Here is a 13,644-nt window from a genome sequence, read left to right as displayed (position 1 = left end):
ATCAGGTGGAGGGAAAACCGGCCTTCTGGGGCCAGAGGTTGGCGAAAGCGTGCACGGTGCTGCCTGCGTAGACGCCGGCCTGCGTGAAAGGCTCCCGGGCCAGCCAGGCCCGGGCGGCTTCCCGGTCCGGGAAATCGATGGCCAGCAGACTGCCCACCATGGTTTGCCCGTCGTCGGCCAGCAAGGGGCCTGCAAAGGCGATGCGGTCGGCCACCGCACCGAGGTAGTCCTTGTGCAGCGGGCGAATGCGTTGGCGCAATTCGCTGGCGCCAGGTTTGTCGAGCAGGTGAAAGATGTAGATCATGGCGTCACCTTCATTGCATGCGCGCCAGCCAGGTCGACAGGCCCGGGAAGATGGCGAGAACCACCAGCACGGCGATCATCGCCAGCACGAAGGGGAAGGCGCCTGCAAAGATGTCGCGGATGGTGATGCGAGGATCGTTGAGCGCGGATTTCACCGTGTACACCGACACGCCGAACGGCGGCGTCAGCAGGCCGACCTCCACCGCCACCACCGTCAGCACACCGAACCAGATCAGGTCCATGTTGAACGCCGTGGCAATGGGCAGCACGATGGGCAGCATGATCAGCATGATGGACACCGAATCGATGATGCAGCCCAGCGCGATGACGATGGCGAGGTAGGCGATCAGGAAGCCCCAGGGTCCGAGGCCCATGTCGGTGATGGCGCTGGTGATGCCGGCTGGCATGCCGGTGAGCGCCAGCATGCGGCTGTACAGCGATGCCGCGATGATGAGGAACAGCACCGACACCGAGACATAGCCGGTCTCCGTGAGCACGTTCCACAACTTGCGCCAGGTCAGGCGGCGGCGCACCAGGGCAATGACAAAGGCGCCAGCAGCGCCCACGGCGCCGGCCTCGGTGGGCGTGAAGAACCCGCTGTAGAGGCCACCCAGCACCAGCACCACCAGCGCCAGGATGGGGAAGAACTTCACGGCCGCACTCGCCCAGGTTTCCGTGTCAGCCTGTTCCGCCGTTTGCGGTGCGCCACTGGCGTAGATCTTGTGTGGCCAGAAGTAGGCCATCGCCAGAATCAGGCCGGCAAACGCACCCGCCATGATCAAGCCCGGGAGGATGCCCGCCAGAAACATGCGCCCGATCGATTCCTCGGCCAGCACGCCGTAAATGATCATCAGCAGCGAAGGCGGAATCAACATGCCCAGCACCGAGGAGCCGGCCACCACGCCCACGGCAAAGCGTGGGGTGTAGCCATGGCGAATCATCTCGGGCGTGGCCACTTTGGTGAACACCGAGGCCGAAGCGATGGAGATGCCGGTGATGGCGGCGAACACCGCGTTGGCACCCACGGTGGCCAGGCCCAGGCCGCCGCGCAGCCGCCGAAGCAGCCACTGGAACACATCGAAGGTGTCGCGCCCCACCCCGGAAACGCTCACGAACATGCCCATGAGCACGAACAGCGGCACCACGCCGAAAAGGTAATCGCGGATCGAATCGTTGGCCGCGGCCCCCACAAAGCGCGCCGCGATCTCGGGCGACTTGAGCAGCCACACGCTGAGGAACGACGTGACGATGAGCGCCACGCCAATGTGCATGCCGATGACGATGGCCACCAGCATCAGGCCGATGGCCAGAAAACCGATCATCAGTTCACTCATGGCCGCCTCCGCCGCGAACCGGTGCAGTGCCGCTGTCGCGCAGGTCGTGCCAGGCGAGCAAGGCATATTGCACGGCGGCGAGCGCGCCACCCATCGTCACCACCAGGGCCATGGGCCAGGTGGGAAAGGTGAACACACCCTCGATGCCGATGAACTCGTTGTTGTTCCAGGCCTTCACCAGCAGCGGCCGCGTGGCGTACGCAATGACGCCACAGGCAAAGATGCCGAAGATCGAGAACAGCGCCCGCAAGCGCAGACCGGCGCGCGGCCGCTTGACAAGAAACGGATCAATGAACAGATCAGCCCGGCTCATGCGCCCATGCCTCAACGTGCTGGGCAACTGGAGGAACACGATGACGATGATGGACGCGGCCACCAGCTCGGCCACGCCGTCGATGGGCTTGTTGAATGCGTTGCGCAGGAACACATCGGCGCACATCAGCACCATGACCATGCCGATCACGATGGAACCGAGGCCGTTGAGCCCGTCGACCAGGTGGCCGAACGGGCTGCTGGGCGCCGACGGGGCCGGTGCCTCGTCGAGATTGGTGTTGGCTTCGTAACTCATGGGGGATCAGAGGCCCTTGTCCCAGTCGCGCAGGGGCTTGGCACCGCGCTTGCGCAGCTCTTCCATGTAGGTCTTCACGATCAGCGCCGAAGGGCCACGCGAGGCGTTGGACTTCACCCAGTCGGCGGCAATGTTGGGCATGGTGCTGGCCCACTTCTCGCGCTCGCCAGGGGCCATGGGCGCCACCTTCACGGGCACGCTCTGCGTGGCACCCTGCGTCTGGATGGACTTGAGCGCGGCTTCGTAGCGCTGCATCAGCGTGTTGCCCAGCGTCTTCGAGTACTCCAGCCCCACGTCCTTGATGATCTTCTGCACCTCGGGCGGCATCTTGCTGAAGCTGTCCTTGTTCATGGCCATGCCGCCGTTGTAGAGCGCGCCGATGTCCACGGTGGTCACGTAGGGCGCCACTTCGTAGATCTTGTTCGGCAGGATGCCGGTGGAAATGGAGATGGTGCCTTCGCTCACGCCGGTCTGGATGTCGGTGTAGTAGCTGGTGAGCGAGCCATCGACCGCCACCGCACCCGAGCCGCGCAGCCAGGTGCCCACCGCACCCGGGGCAGAGATCTTCTTGCCATTCAGATCGGCATAGGTGCTGATCGGCATCTTGGTGAACAGGTGGTAGGTGTCCACCCCCGACGCGCCGAGGAACACCAGGTTGTTGCGGTCCCACTCGGCCTTGAGGGCGGGCACCTTCTCGTTCATCTCGTTGGCCACCTCCAGCAGCATGCGCACATCGCCGGTGGCGAATGGCGTCACCGTGGCGTACTGCGTGAGCGGCATCTTGGCCGATTCGAGGTTGGCGAACACCCAGCCGATGTCGGCAATGCCCTCGCCCACGCTGGAGAGCGTGGCGTTCATCTTGTAAAGCTGGCCGCCGTAGGCCTCTTTCCATTCGATCTTGTAACCCTTTCCCAGCGCCTCCACGCGCTTGTTGACTTCGGGGACAAAGAGCGTACTCATGAGGCCGACCCAGGGCAGCGTGGTCGGGTGGCTGGAAGCAATGGTGAGCCTGAAGGTCTGCTGCGCGTGCACGGGCCCGAGGCCCGCGGTGAGCAGCGTGGCCCCGATGGCCGTGGCCAGGGCGGTGCGGTGAAAGATGCGCTTGTTCATATTCATCATGGTTTTGTCTCCTGCGGGTTGGCTTAATTTTTCACGGGGTTGAGCACGAAATCGAAATCCAGGGTGGTCGAGCCATCGGGCTGCCGCACCCACTCGGCCACCAGCGACTGGCGCACGCCGAAGACCGCATCCGAATCGAGGTAAGGGTCGCCAGCGCGGAACACATGGGTCACCAGCGTCTCGTAACCGGGTGCGCGGATCATGAAATGCAGATGGGCCGGCCGCCAGGGATGGCGTTTGGTGGCGCGCAACATGTCGCCCACGGGACCATCGTCGGGAATCGGATAGGGCTCGGCCACCACGCTCTGAAAATGGAAGCTGCCATCAGGCGCGCTTTGCAGCACCGCCCTGCCCTGCGCCTGCGACAGGCCTTCGCGCTGCACGTCGTAAAGCCCGTCGGCGTCGGCCTGCCAGACATCGATCTCGGCATCGGCCACGGCTTCCCCGCCCAGGCCGCGCACGCTCCCGCGCACCAGGCAGGGTTCTCCCGGGGCGCCGTTGGCCACGTCTGCGCCATGCTCTACCCGGGGCGCGCCCTCTACATGGAAAGGACCGAACACCGTGGCTTCGGTGCAGCCGGCGGGTTTGTCGTTGTTCATGGCCACCGTCAGCATGGAAAGCCCCAGCGTGTCCGAGAGAAGGATGAACTCCTGCCGCTGGTCGTCGCACTTCTGGCCGGTGGCGGTGAGGAACTGGATGCCCTGCATCCACTCCGCCTCGGTGAGCTTGACCTCGCGCGCAAAGGCGTGCAGGTGCTGCACCAGGCTGGTCATGATCTCCTTCAGGCGAGCGTCGGGTGTCTGCGACAGCCGCGCGAGCACGGCCTGGGTGATGTTGTACTGATCGAGGTTTCTCAAACGCATGTCTCCAGATCGCCTGCGGTTGGCCCGCAGTGCCGTCACAATGTAGAGCGTTGGGGGAGACAGACCAATGCCTGCGGCAAAAATGACTTTTTCTTCAGGCGCAACAAAGAGCAGACCATGGACCGCTGGACCGAGATCGAATTGTTCGTGCAAGTGGCCGAAACTGGCAGCCTGAGCCGGGCCGCCGAGTTGCTGGACCTCTCCAACGCCAGCGCCAGCCGCCACCTGGCGGCCCTCGAAGAACGCCTGGGCGTGCGCCTGGTGGAGCGCAACACTCGCCGCCTCTACCTCACCGACACCGGGCAGGAATTCTTTCAGCGCGCCCGCACCATCCTGGCCGACCTGCGCGACGCCGAGTCCACCGTGAACGCCGCCGCGCTCAACCCCACCGGCGTTCTGCGCGTTACGGCGTCACTGTCGTTTTCCATGCACCACATCGCGCCCTTGCTGCGCGAGTACACCGACCGCTACCCCAATGTCACGGTGCACGTGGAAGCCGCCAACCGGTACCTGGACATCATCGACAACAACATCGACGTGGCGATTCGCAACCGCGAGTACGAACCCGACTCCAACATCACCATCCGCCGGCTGGCCGAGACGCGGCGCATTCTGGTGGCCTCACCCGGCTACCTGGCCCGCCACGGCGTGCCGCAGGCGCTGGACGACCTGCAGCGCCACAAGCTGCTGATCTACACCCACGCCAACAACCCCTACGAGCTGCGCTTCTCGCGCGCGGACGAGCACCGCACCGTGAGCGTGAAGGGCTTGCTGGAAAGCAACGACGGCCAGATATTGCGCGCTGCGGCGCTCGACGGCATGGGCATTCTGGTGCAGCCCAGCTACATCGTGTACGACGACGTGGTGGCCGGCCGACTGGTGCCGATGCTCGACGACTGGGACCTGCCGCGCCTGACGATCAACCTGGCCTACCCGAGCCGCAAGCACCTCAGTGCCAAGGTGCGCACCTTTATCGACTTCATGGCGGCGCACTTCAAGAAGATGGACTACGAGCGCAAGTGGACCGGCCAGTTCACGGTGTACTGACCTTGAAACCCAGGTGCCGCATGGCTGGCGCCAGCGACACGGCCGCCTTGTCGTAGCCCTCCCACGGCGAGTTGCCCTTGCGAAGGCGCTGGTCCACGGTCTGCACGGTCCAGTGCGCACCGCTCTTGAGGCCCGAGAGCTCGGACCACGCCACCGGCACCGAAATGCCCAGACCCGGCCGCGAGCGGGCCGACCACGCGCTCACGGTGGTCGCGCCGCGCCCATTGCGCAAATAGTCGGCAAAGATCTTTCCCACCCGGTTGCGCGGGCCGCTTTTGGCCACGAAGCGCTCGGGTATCGTCTGCGCCAGGTGCTGCACCACCGCTTGAGAAAACCCCTTCACCGCATCCCAGCCGTGCAGCCGCTTGATGGGCACCACCACATGCAGGCCTTTGCCCCCGCTGGTCTTGAGGAACGCCGGCAGGCCCAGTTCCTTCAGCAACACATGCACCAGTTCTGCCGCTTCCTGCACCTGCGCCCAGGCCACGCCTTCGCCGGGGTCCAGGTCAAAGGTCATGCGGTCCGGGCGTTCGATGCGGTCCTTGCGCGCGTTCCAGGTGTGAAACTCCACCACGTTCATCTGAGCCGCCGAGAGCAGGCCCTGGGGTCGGGCCACTTCGATCAAGGGATCGTGCCCTTCGTCCAGCGCGGGGTCGAGCAGCGCCACGCCGTCCATGCGGGTCTTGTCCAGGTGCTTCTGAAAAAACAGCTCACCCTCGGTGCCATCGGGCGCACGCACCAGCGCCACGGGCCTGCCCTTGAGGTGCTCCATCATGAAAGGCGCCACCGTTTCGTAGTAGCGCACCAGGTCCATCTTGGTGAGCCCGCTTTCGGGGTCGATGACACGTTCGGGGTTGGAGACTTTCATGGTGGTCACCGCTTTAGGTTCTTCACGGGCAATGGCCACGGCCGGCTTGTCGCCGCGCAGCCCTAGAAACACGCCATGGCGCACGCGCCCCTCCTGCGTCCAGCCGGCAAAAGACACCTCCGCCAGCAGGCTGGGCTTCACCCAGTGGGGCCTGCCTTCAATCTTGCCGGCGCCGGCAAAAGGGCTTTTGTTCGCAGTGAGCTTTTTCAGCGTGCCGTGCAGCGATTGCAGGGTGCGCTCATTGAAGCCCGATCCCACATGACCCGCGAACTTCAGTGCGCCGTCTTCATCGTGCACACCCAGCAGCAGCGCGCCAATGCCGGTGCGCGAGCCCTTGGGATCGGTGTAGCCGCCGACCACGAACTCCTGTCGCTGGCCACACTTCAGCTTGATCCAGTCGGTGTTGCGTCGGGAAGCGTAGGGCGCCGCCTTGCGCTTGCCGATCAGCCCTTCAAACCCGAGCTGGCAGGCAGAAGCGAGCAGATCGGCCGATGGCGCGTCGAAGCTTTCGCTGAAGCGCAGCAGATCGCTGGCGTGCCCCTCCATCAGCGCGCGCAGGCGCTCTCGCCGCTCTTGCACCGGCAGGGGGCGCAGATCCAGACTATCGGCGAACGGCAGGTCGAACAGCACGTACACCAGATGTTTCGTCTCCACCGCGTCGAACGCGTTCTGCAAGGCCTGGAAATTGGGCACGCCCTCCTCGTCCACCACCATCACCTCACCATCGAGCCAGCCCGATTTCAGGGGCAGCGCCGCCACCTCTTTGGCCAGCGTGGGAATGCGGCCCGTCCAGTCGTGGCCATTGCGGGTGAACAGCCGAACGGTCTTGCCCTGTTTGCGCGCCAGCAGGCGGTAACCATCGAACTTCAGCTCCCAGAGCCAGTCCGCCACCTCGGTGGGCGGCGCCTTGGCCAGGGTGGCCAGCTGCGGGGAGAGTTGGTCAGGGAGAGCAGCCTTTTTCGGCGTGGCCGTCTGCAGACTGCTCACGCTGTCGGGCAGTTCCTCGACCACGTTGAATTCGTCGGCGGGTCGTTCGTGCTCGTCGTGTTCCTTGATGAGCAGCCACGGCGGACCCTTGCCACCCGCGTCGGCCCGCATGCGCACCAGCGTCCAGTGGCCTTTCAGCTTGTGGCCGTGCAGTTCGAACTTGAGCTTGCCTTCCTCATAGCCCTTCGCCGCATCGCCGATGGGCGTCCAGTGGCCCTTGTCCCAGACAATCACCTTGCCCGCGCCATACTGACCCGGCGGAATCTGGCCTTCAAACGTGTTGTAGGCAATGGGGTGGTCTTCCACCTGCACCGCCATGCGCTTGTCCTTCGGATCGAAGCTCGGCCCCTTCGGCACGGCCCAGCTTTTCATGGTACCGGCGAGCTCCAGGCGCAGGTCGTAATGCAGGTGGCTGGCCCAGTGTTTCTGGATCACGTAGCGCAGCGCCCCGGTGCTGGCCTCACCCCCTTCGGCCGGCTCGGGCGTGCGGGCGAAGTTTCGCTTCTTGCGGTAGAGCGCCAGCGCATCTGCCATGCCCCACCTCTCAGGCTGCGCGACGCACCGGCTTCTTCGCAGGCGCCTTGCTCGCGGGGGTGGCCTTCTTCGTCGCTGGCTTTTTCTTCGCCGCCGCCTTGCGCGCCGGCGCGGCCTTTGCTGTGGGCAATTCGGTCACGGAAGCGGGCTGGTCCCGGGGGCTGCGCGCGGCACCCAGGCTGCGCTTGAGCAGCGCGGTGAGGTCCAGCACGTTCGCGCCAGAAGGCGCTCCCTCCGCCTTGTCCACCTTGGCCACCTCGGCCAGCTCACCCTTGGTGGCCTTGGTCTCCACCAGTTTGTTGATTTCGTCGGCGAACGAATTGCGAAACTCGTCTGCCTTCCACGGCTGCGTCATGTCTTCGATCAGCTGCATCGCCATGGTCATCTCGGCGTCCTTGATGCCCGCCGCCTTCACCCCCAGCGGTGGCAGGTCGAGCTGTTCAAAGGACCGGATCTCACCGCCCCAGCGCAGCAGATTCAGGATGAGCGCACGACCGCAGGGAATGAGCACCGCCAGGTGCTGCTTGGTCTGGATCACCACCTTGGCCAGCCCCACCTTGTTGCTCTTGGTGAGCGCTTCGCGCAGCAAGGCATACACCTTCTCGCCACGCTTGAGCGGCGCGGTGTAGTAGGGGCGCTCCAGGTACACAAAAGGAATCTCGTCGGCGTCGACGAAGGTCTCGATCTCGATGGTCTGCGTGACCTTGGGGAAGGCCGCGGCGATCTCTTCGGGCGAGAGCAGAACATAGCGACCATCTTCGTACTCGACACCCTTGACGATGTCGGCGCTGGACACTTCCTTGCCAGTCACCTTGTTGATGCGCTTGTAGCCCACCGGGTCCATCGACCGGCGATCGAGCCAGTCGAAATCGATACCCGAGCTCATGGTGGCCGAGTAAAGGCCCACCGGAATGTGCACCAGCCCGAAGCTGATCGCACCCTTCCAGATCGTGCGCGTGGAGGTGGGCGCCTGGCCTTCGTCCGCCGCCTCCGCGCGGGGTGGTTTCTTGCTGCGTGCAGCCATGGCGGATTTCCCTTTCATACGAGAAAAGAAAATTAGCACCAGCAAACGCCGTCCGGTGTAGGACAGCACCCCGTTGCGCCCGGGTGGATACTCGCGCCCACATGACATCCATCCAGCCCTGCCCGCTGCCCGAAGAGGCCTTGCTCAGAAAGTACCTCGAAGGGGGATCGTTCACCGACTGCTACGCCGTGAACGTGCCCGGCACCGTATCGCAGGCGGCGTACGTCGCGGCGTTCTACAGCTCGGGTGTCTTCAAGGTGGAGAGGCGCCTGCTGGGCTGGTTCGCCTCGCGGCCCGCCACCGATGAACAGGCCCACGCGCTCGGCGCCGGGCAGATTGACACCTTCTCGGCCTGGTCCGTCGAGAGCCGCAAAGCCAACCAGTTGCTCCTGCGCGATTTCCAGGGCCGCACGCGGTCCTGGCTGATGTCCTCACCCGCAGACGTGAACGGCGCTCCGGGCACCCGCCTCTATTTCGGCTCGGCCGTGGTGCCGGTGATTGACAGGCGCACGGGTGAGGCCAGAATGGGCTTCGCGTTTCGCGTGCTGCTGGGATTTCACAAGATTTACTCTCGCGTTCTGCTGCGTGCAGCGGTTTCTCGCTTGGCTTGACCAGCACACAGCGGCGACATCAACCCGGTCTGACGCCCTCGAACGCATCCTGCAGCAACGCGCGGATTGCCCCCCTCTCCAGCGGCCTCGGGTTCGGGTACTGGTTGCTCATGGCGATGTCGCAGGCTTTGTCGAGGTCTTCGGCTTTCATGCCGATGTCCTTCAGGGCCACGGGTGCGCCATTGTGTTTGGCCAGGTCGTACACGGCCTGCGCGGCGCTCACGCCCGCCAGGGCACGGCGAATGCGCTCCATGGCTTGCGGTGCAGCAGCCGCGTTGTAAGCCAGCGCATGCGGCAGCACGATGGTGTGCGTCTCGGCATGGGGCAGATTGAAACTGCCGCCCAGCGTGTGGCACAGCTTGTGGTGCAGGGCCATGCCCACGGTGCCGAGCACGATGCCGCAGAGCCATGCGCCGTAGAGCGCGTCGGAACGGGCTTCGGGGTCGCCCGCGTTGGCGCGAATGCGCGGCAGGGCACGGCCGAGGGCCGCAATGCCTTCTTCGGCCATGAGGTCGATCACCGGGTTGCCTTCTACCGAATACAGGCCTTCGGCGGCGTGGGCAATGGCGTTGATGCCGCTGGTGACACTCAGGCCCACGGGCAGCGTCATGGAGAGTTCGGGGTCGTAGATCACGGTGCGGGGCAGCACGCGCATGTCCTTGCCGGTTTTCTTCAGGCCCGCTTCGGTGATGCCGTAGATGGGCGTCATCTCGGAGCCGGCGTAGGTGGTGGGAATGGCGAGGATGGGCAGGCCGGAATCGAGTGCGATGGCCTTGCCCAGGCCGGTGGTGGAGCCGCCGCCGATGGCCACGGCGCAGTCGGCGCCCAGCCGGCGCGCTTCCTCACGGGCCTCGCGCGCGGTCTCGATGGGCACATGCATCACCGCGCGGTCGAAGATGCCGGCGGAGCGCGAGCCCAGCAATGCGGCGACGCGCTCGGCCGAGTCGCGCTGTTCGGGCGTACACAGCACCAGCGCACGCTGCGCCTTGAGCGCATCCATCTCGGCAGGGAGCGAAGCGAGAGACCCGGCGCCGAACACCACGCGCGAAGGCAGGCCCTGGTAGACGAAGTTCTTCATCGATCCAGCCCTGCGCTGCGTTCGAGCACCCGGATGATGGCCGCGTAGTCCAGATCGGCATCCCCCTGCGCCTGCGCCGAGGCCATGAGCTGGCGCGTGGCGGCGGTTTGCGGCACCGGGGCCTGGCAGGCCGCGGCTTCGGCGAGGATGAGATCGAGGTCCTTGTTCATCTGGGTCACGGTGAAGGTGGGCGCATAGTCGCGCCTTGAAAGTTGGGCCGCCTTGGCCTTGAGGATGGGCGATGCCACGGCGCTGGCGCCGAGCACGGCCCACATGTCGGCCCACTCCAGCCCGCCCTTCTGCCCGAGCGTGAGGCCTTCGGCCAGCATGGCGCTGGTCTGCGCAATGAGCAGATTCACCACCAGTTTCATGAGGCGGGCCTGCTCGCCGCTGCCCAGGTAGAAATGGTTCGGTCCCCAGCAGCGCAGCAGCGGGAGCAGGCGTTCGTGAACCGCGCGAGGGCCGGATGCCATCACCGTGAGCTGCGCTGCTTCGGCCATGTGGTTGTTGCCCGACACCGTGATGCGCAAGTACTCCACACCAGCGCGCGCACAGGCTTCGGCCACCTCGGCCGAGACGTGCTGCGACACGGTGCTGGTGTCGAGGTACACCGCGCCCTGCGGCAGCGCAGCTGCCACCGCCATGCCCACGCTGCGCAAGGCCTGGTCGTGGGGCAGCGAAGACATCACCACCTCCGCGCCGGCCAGCGCCTCCATGGTGCCGGAGGCGAGGCCGCGATCGGCCGCCAGCGCCAGGCGCGCGGGGTCGGGGTCGCTCACGGTAACGGTGTGGCCGGCTGCCTGCAGGTGGCTGGCCATGGGCAGGCCCATCTTGCCCACGCCGATGAAATGAATGCTCATGCTCATGTTTTCTTCCTGTCGGGCGTGGACATCACAGACCCATGGCCTGCGTGATCTTGCGGCCCGACTGCTGCAAGCTTGCCAGCAGCGAGCCAATGTCGGCATCGAGTACCCGCCCGCCGCGCTTGCGCCACTGCCCGGCGATCATCACGCTCTCAATGTTGGCCAGCGAAGCCTGCATCACCACCGCGCTCACCGGGTCGTGCACGGGCTGCATGTTCAGCGTGTCCGCGCGAATCACCACCAGGTCGGCCTGTTTGCCCGGCGCCAGGCTGCCGATGCGATCCTGCTGGCCGAGCATGCGTGCGCCCTCCACCGTGACCCACGCCAGCGCCTCGCGCGTGGTGATGGTGGACGTGGGCGGAATGCTGCCGTGCGCTTCTCGGTAAGCAAAGTTGTCCAGGCTGCGCTGGATGCCCAGTGCAATGCGCGCCTGGCTGAGCATGTCGCCGCTCATCACGCTCTCCAGATCCACGCCCAGCGAGGGTGCGCGGCCCAGGGCGCGCAGCCGGCCGGTGAGCGGATGGCCGTGGCCCTGCGACATCTCGCTCTCGGCCGCCGCTGAAAAGCTCATGCCCAGTTCGCAGAACCGCGCCAGTTGCGCTTCGGTCAGCGCGTGGCCGTGCACGATGTTGATGTGCGGGCCCAGCAAGCCCGCTTCTTCAAGCCGCTCCCAGCCATCGGGTGTGCGCGCGGGCCCTCCGCCCTGGTGCAGCGAGGCAATGAGGCCGAGTTCCTTGGCCATGCGGAAGTCGTGCATGGCGACATCGAGCGTGGAGTAATGCGGCCCGAGCACGGCGGCATGAATGCTCAGCAGCGGTTCGCCACGGTGCTCGTTCAGCAGCCGCTCCACCTCGGCGCGCGGGTGCGGTTGCTCCCAGAATGGTGTTTCACCCGGCTTGGGATCGGGCTTGGGTGTGCCGTGGAAAAAGGCCGCGCGAATGCCGGACTGCAGCAGCGCGGCCACCGCCGCGTCGTTGTGCGCCGGCGTGGGGTTGTTGTGGCACCAGTCCACCAGCGTGGTGGTGCCGCAGTTGATCTGGTTGAGCGCCCCCACGAGCGTGGCGATGTGCAGATCGCCCGGCGTGAACACGGTGGCCAGACCGGAGTGCATGTTCTTGAAATATTGCAGCAGCGTCCAGTTGGCGGCCACGCCGCGCAATGCGGTCTGCCAAGTGTGCATGTGGGCGTTGACGAGACCCGGGATGACGATGCAGCCGGTCGCATCGACCACCTGTGCGCCCTCGGCCGCAATCCCCGGCTCGATGGCCGTGATGGTGTCGCCGGTGACGAGCACGTCACCCCGCAGCAGGTCGCCCTGCGCGTCCATGGTGATGACGGTGCCACCGCGAAGCAGGGTGCGGGCTGCAGCCATGGCCGGGCGCCTCAGCTGCTCAGGCCGTCGCTGACGTCGACGTCCAGCGGCTGGATCTGCAGCCCGGCATCGGCGGCGGTCTCGCGCAGCAGCACGGCGAAGTCGATGTCCTCGTAGCCCCGGCCCACCATGCGCGCAATGCTCTCGCGCGTGGCCGCCGCTGCGGGCATGGCCACGCCGTGGGCCTTGGCCGCACCCAGGCCCAGGTCCATGTCCTTCAGCAGCAGCTTGGGCGTGAAGGTCACCTGATCAAAATTGAGCTTGGTGAGCACGGGCGTCTTGTAGCGCGTGTACATGGAGCCCAGCACCGAGTCGTTGATGCTCTCCAGGAACACATCGCGCGTAATGCCGGCTTTCTCGGCCAGCACCGTGATCTCGCACAGGTTCTGAATGATCACGCCGAACATGGTGTTGTGCGCGATTTTCCACACGCGGGCCAGCTCGCCCTCGCCTACCCACATGGCCTTGCGCGACATGGCGGCCAGATACGGCTCGGCTTCGTCGTAGATATTCCTGGGGCCGGAGGCCACCACCAGCAGTTTGCCGGCCTTGGCCACCTTGGCGTTGCCCGAAACCGGGGCGCACAGGTAGGCAATGCCCAGGGCTTCGAGCTTCGTGCGGATTTCGGCCGATCCCTCCTGCGAGATGGAAGAGCTGTCGATCACCACGCGCGGTCGCTTGTCGCCGGCCACCAGGCCACCTTCGCCGAACAGCACTTCCTTCAGGTCGTTGGTGGTGGAGACCATGGTGAACACCGTGTCGCAGGTGGAGAGGTCTTGCTTGCTGCTCACCACCACCGCGCCGTACTCGGCCAGGGGTTCGGCTTTGCTGCGGGTTCGGTTCCACACCTCTACCGTGTGGCCGGCCTTGGTCAGCCGCTTCACCATGGCTTCGCCCATGCGGCCGAGGCCGATCCATCCAATTCGCTTGCTCACGCTTGTCTCCGTGTCTTTGTGGTCAATGGCCGCTGAGTGTGTCGCCCGACCCGGCCCGGTGCAACGGACGAGGTGAAAATCAGTTTTCCGGCTCGGGAAAAGCCCACGCGGCGCGCGGCAGCCAAAGGCGTTGAAAAT

The 13,644-nt window shown here is 65.5% G+C and carries 13 protein-coding genes; 2 read left to right on the top strand and 11 right to left on the bottom strand.

Annotated features, from left to right (window positions below):
• Nucleotide 1 precedes the first annotated feature (1 nt).
• Genes CAP37_RS06265 through CAP37_RS06245 form a run of 5 tightly spaced genes read right to left on the bottom strand, consistent with a single transcriptional unit; the run spans nt 2 to nt 4,181 of the window.
• A complete protein-coding gene (locus CAP37_RS06265; protein WP_086123386.1) occupies nt 2–304 on the bottom strand; it encodes a YciI family protein in 303 nt (100 codons plus the stop codon).
• Nucleotides 305–314: 10 nt separating this feature from the next.
• Entirely contained in the window at nt 315–1,637 is a 1,323-nt protein-coding gene (locus tag CAP37_RS06260; protein ID WP_086123385.1) for a TRAP transporter large permease, read from the bottom strand.
• Nucleotides 1,630–2,205 carry a TRAP transporter small permease subunit gene (locus CAP37_RS06255; protein WP_086123384.1) on the bottom strand — a complete coding sequence of 192 codons (576 nt, stop codon included), beginning with the start codon at nt 2,203–2,205 and terminating at the stop codon, nt 1,630–1,632. Before CAP37_RS06255 ends, CAP37_RS06260 begins: the two co-directional genes overlap by 8 nt.
• Before the next feature lie 6 nt (nt 2,206–2,211).
• The gene (locus CAP37_RS06250) at nt 2,212–3,324 is read right to left on the bottom strand and encodes a C4-dicarboxylate TRAP transporter substrate-binding protein (protein WP_256926886.1); all 1,113 of its coding nucleotides are present in this window, start codon (nt 3,322–3,324) and stop codon (nt 2,212–2,214) included.
• A gap of 23 nt (nt 3,325–3,347) precedes the next feature.
• Nucleotides 3,348–4,181, bottom strand: a complete 834-nt coding sequence (locus tag CAP37_RS06245; RefSeq protein WP_086124846.1) for an intradiol ring-cleavage dioxygenase — start codon at nt 4,179–4,181, stop codon at nt 3,348–3,350.
• A 123-nt stretch (nt 4,182–4,304) separates the two neighbouring features.
• Between CAP37_RS06245 and CAP37_RS06240 the strand changes: the two genes are divergently transcribed.
• Complete coding sequence (locus CAP37_RS06240; RefSeq protein WP_086123383.1) at nt 4,305–5,234, top strand: LysR family transcriptional regulator; 930 nt, start codon at nt 4,305–4,307, stop codon at nt 5,232–5,234.
• Here the strand turns inward: CAP37_RS06240 and ligD are convergent.
• Both ligD and CAP37_RS06230 read right to left on the bottom strand, forming a co-directional pair.
• Nucleotides 5,221–7,623 (bottom strand): DNA ligase D, encoded by a 2,403-nt coding sequence (gene ligD, locus CAP37_RS06235; RefSeq protein ID WP_086123382.1) that lies wholly within the window; start codon nt 7,621–7,623, stop codon nt 5,221–5,223. The two genes, CAP37_RS06240 and ligD, sit on opposite strands and share 14 nt — an antisense overlap.
• A 10-nt stretch (nt 7,624–7,633) precedes the next feature.
• Entirely contained in the window at nt 7,634–8,647 is a 1,014-nt protein-coding gene (locus CAP37_RS06230) for a Ku protein (RefSeq protein WP_086123381.1), read from the bottom strand.
• A 101-nt stretch (nt 8,648–8,748) separates the two neighbouring features.
• Here CAP37_RS06230 and CAP37_RS06225 point away from each other — a divergent pair, with 101 nt between their 5' ends.
• Entirely contained in the window at nt 8,749–9,258 is a 510-nt protein-coding gene (locus tag CAP37_RS06225) for a hypothetical protein (protein WP_086123380.1), read from the top strand.
• A 19-nt stretch (nt 9,259–9,277) separates the two neighbouring features.
• Here CAP37_RS06225 and CAP37_RS06220 read toward each other — a convergent pair whose 3' ends face one another.
• The 4 genes from CAP37_RS06220 to CAP37_RS06205 are packed head-to-tail and all read right to left on the bottom strand — an operon-like array spanning nt 9,278 to nt 13,506.
• Nucleotides 9,278–10,336 carry a maleylacetate reductase gene (locus tag CAP37_RS06220; protein ID WP_086123379.1) on the bottom strand — a complete coding sequence of 353 codons (1,059 nt, stop codon included), beginning with the start codon at nt 10,334–10,336 and terminating at the stop codon, nt 9,278–9,280.
• Nucleotides 10,333–11,202: an NAD(P)-dependent oxidoreductase gene (locus CAP37_RS06215; protein ID WP_256926885.1), complete on the bottom strand. Its 870-nt coding sequence runs from the start codon at nt 11,200–11,202 to the stop codon at nt 10,333–10,335. The genes CAP37_RS06220 and CAP37_RS06215 overlap by 4 nt, the downstream gene beginning before the upstream one ends.
• A 25-nt stretch (nt 11,203–11,227) precedes the next feature.
• Nucleotides 11,228–12,571, bottom strand: a complete 1,344-nt coding sequence (locus CAP37_RS06210; RefSeq protein WP_086123378.1) for an amidohydrolase family protein — start codon at nt 12,569–12,571, stop codon at nt 11,228–11,230.
• A gap of 11 nt (nt 12,572–12,582) precedes the next feature.
• Nucleotides 12,583–13,506, bottom strand: a complete 924-nt coding sequence (locus CAP37_RS06205) for an NAD(P)-dependent oxidoreductase (RefSeq protein WP_218776825.1) — start codon at nt 13,504–13,506, stop codon at nt 12,583–12,585.
• Nucleotides 13,507–13,644: the final 138 nt, after the last annotated feature.

The organism is Hydrogenophaga sp. IBVHS1 (genome assembly GCF_002127265.1).
Lineage (GTDB): Bacteria > Pseudomonadota > Gammaproteobacteria > Burkholderiales > Burkholderiaceae_C > Hydrogenophaga.
This window is presented reverse-complemented; position numbering and strand designations above follow the sequence as displayed.

Bases quoted from the DNA above. Each gene is read 5' to 3' on its own strand.
- CAP37_RS06220 (WP_086123379.1), bottom strand. From the start codon at position 10,336: ATGAAGAACTTCGTCTACCAGGGCCTGCCTTCGCGCGTGGTGTTCGGC.
- CAP37_RS06250 (WP_256926886.1), bottom strand. From the start codon at position 3,324: ATGATGAATATGAACAAGCGCATCTTTCACCGCACCGCCCTGGCCACG.
- CAP37_RS06240 (WP_086123383.1), top strand. From the start codon at position 4,305: ATGGACCGCTGGACCGAGATCGAATTGTTCGTGCAAGTGGCCGAAACT.
- CAP37_RS06230 (WP_086123381.1), bottom strand. From the start codon at position 8,647: ATGGCTGCACGCAGCAAGAAACCACCCCGCGCGGAGGCGGCGGACGAA.
- CAP37_RS06210 (WP_086123378.1), bottom strand. From the start codon at position 12,571: ATGGCTGCAGCCCGCACCCTGCTTCGCGGTGGCACCGTCATCACCATG.
- CAP37_RS06225 (WP_086123380.1), top strand. From the start codon at position 8,749: ATGACATCCATCCAGCCCTGCCCGCTGCCCGAAGAGGCCTTGCTCAGA.
- CAP37_RS06260 (WP_086123385.1), bottom strand. From the start codon at position 1,637: ATGAGTGAACTGATGATCGGTTTTCTGGCCATCGGCCTGATGCTGGTG.
- CAP37_RS06265 (WP_086123386.1), bottom strand. From the start codon at position 304: ATGATCTACATCTTTCACCTGCTCGACAAACCTGGCGCCAGCGAATTG.
- CAP37_RS06215 (WP_256926885.1), bottom strand. From the start codon at position 11,202: ATGAGCATGAGCATTCATTTCATCGGCGTGGGCAAGATGGGCCTGCCC.
- CAP37_RS06255 (WP_086123384.1), bottom strand. From the start codon at position 2,205: ATGAGTTACGAAGCCAACACCAATCTCGACGAGGCACCGGCCCCGTCG.
- ligD (WP_086123382.1), bottom strand. From the start codon at position 7,623: ATGGCAGATGCGCTGGCGCTCTACCGCAAGAAGCGAAACTTCGCCCGC.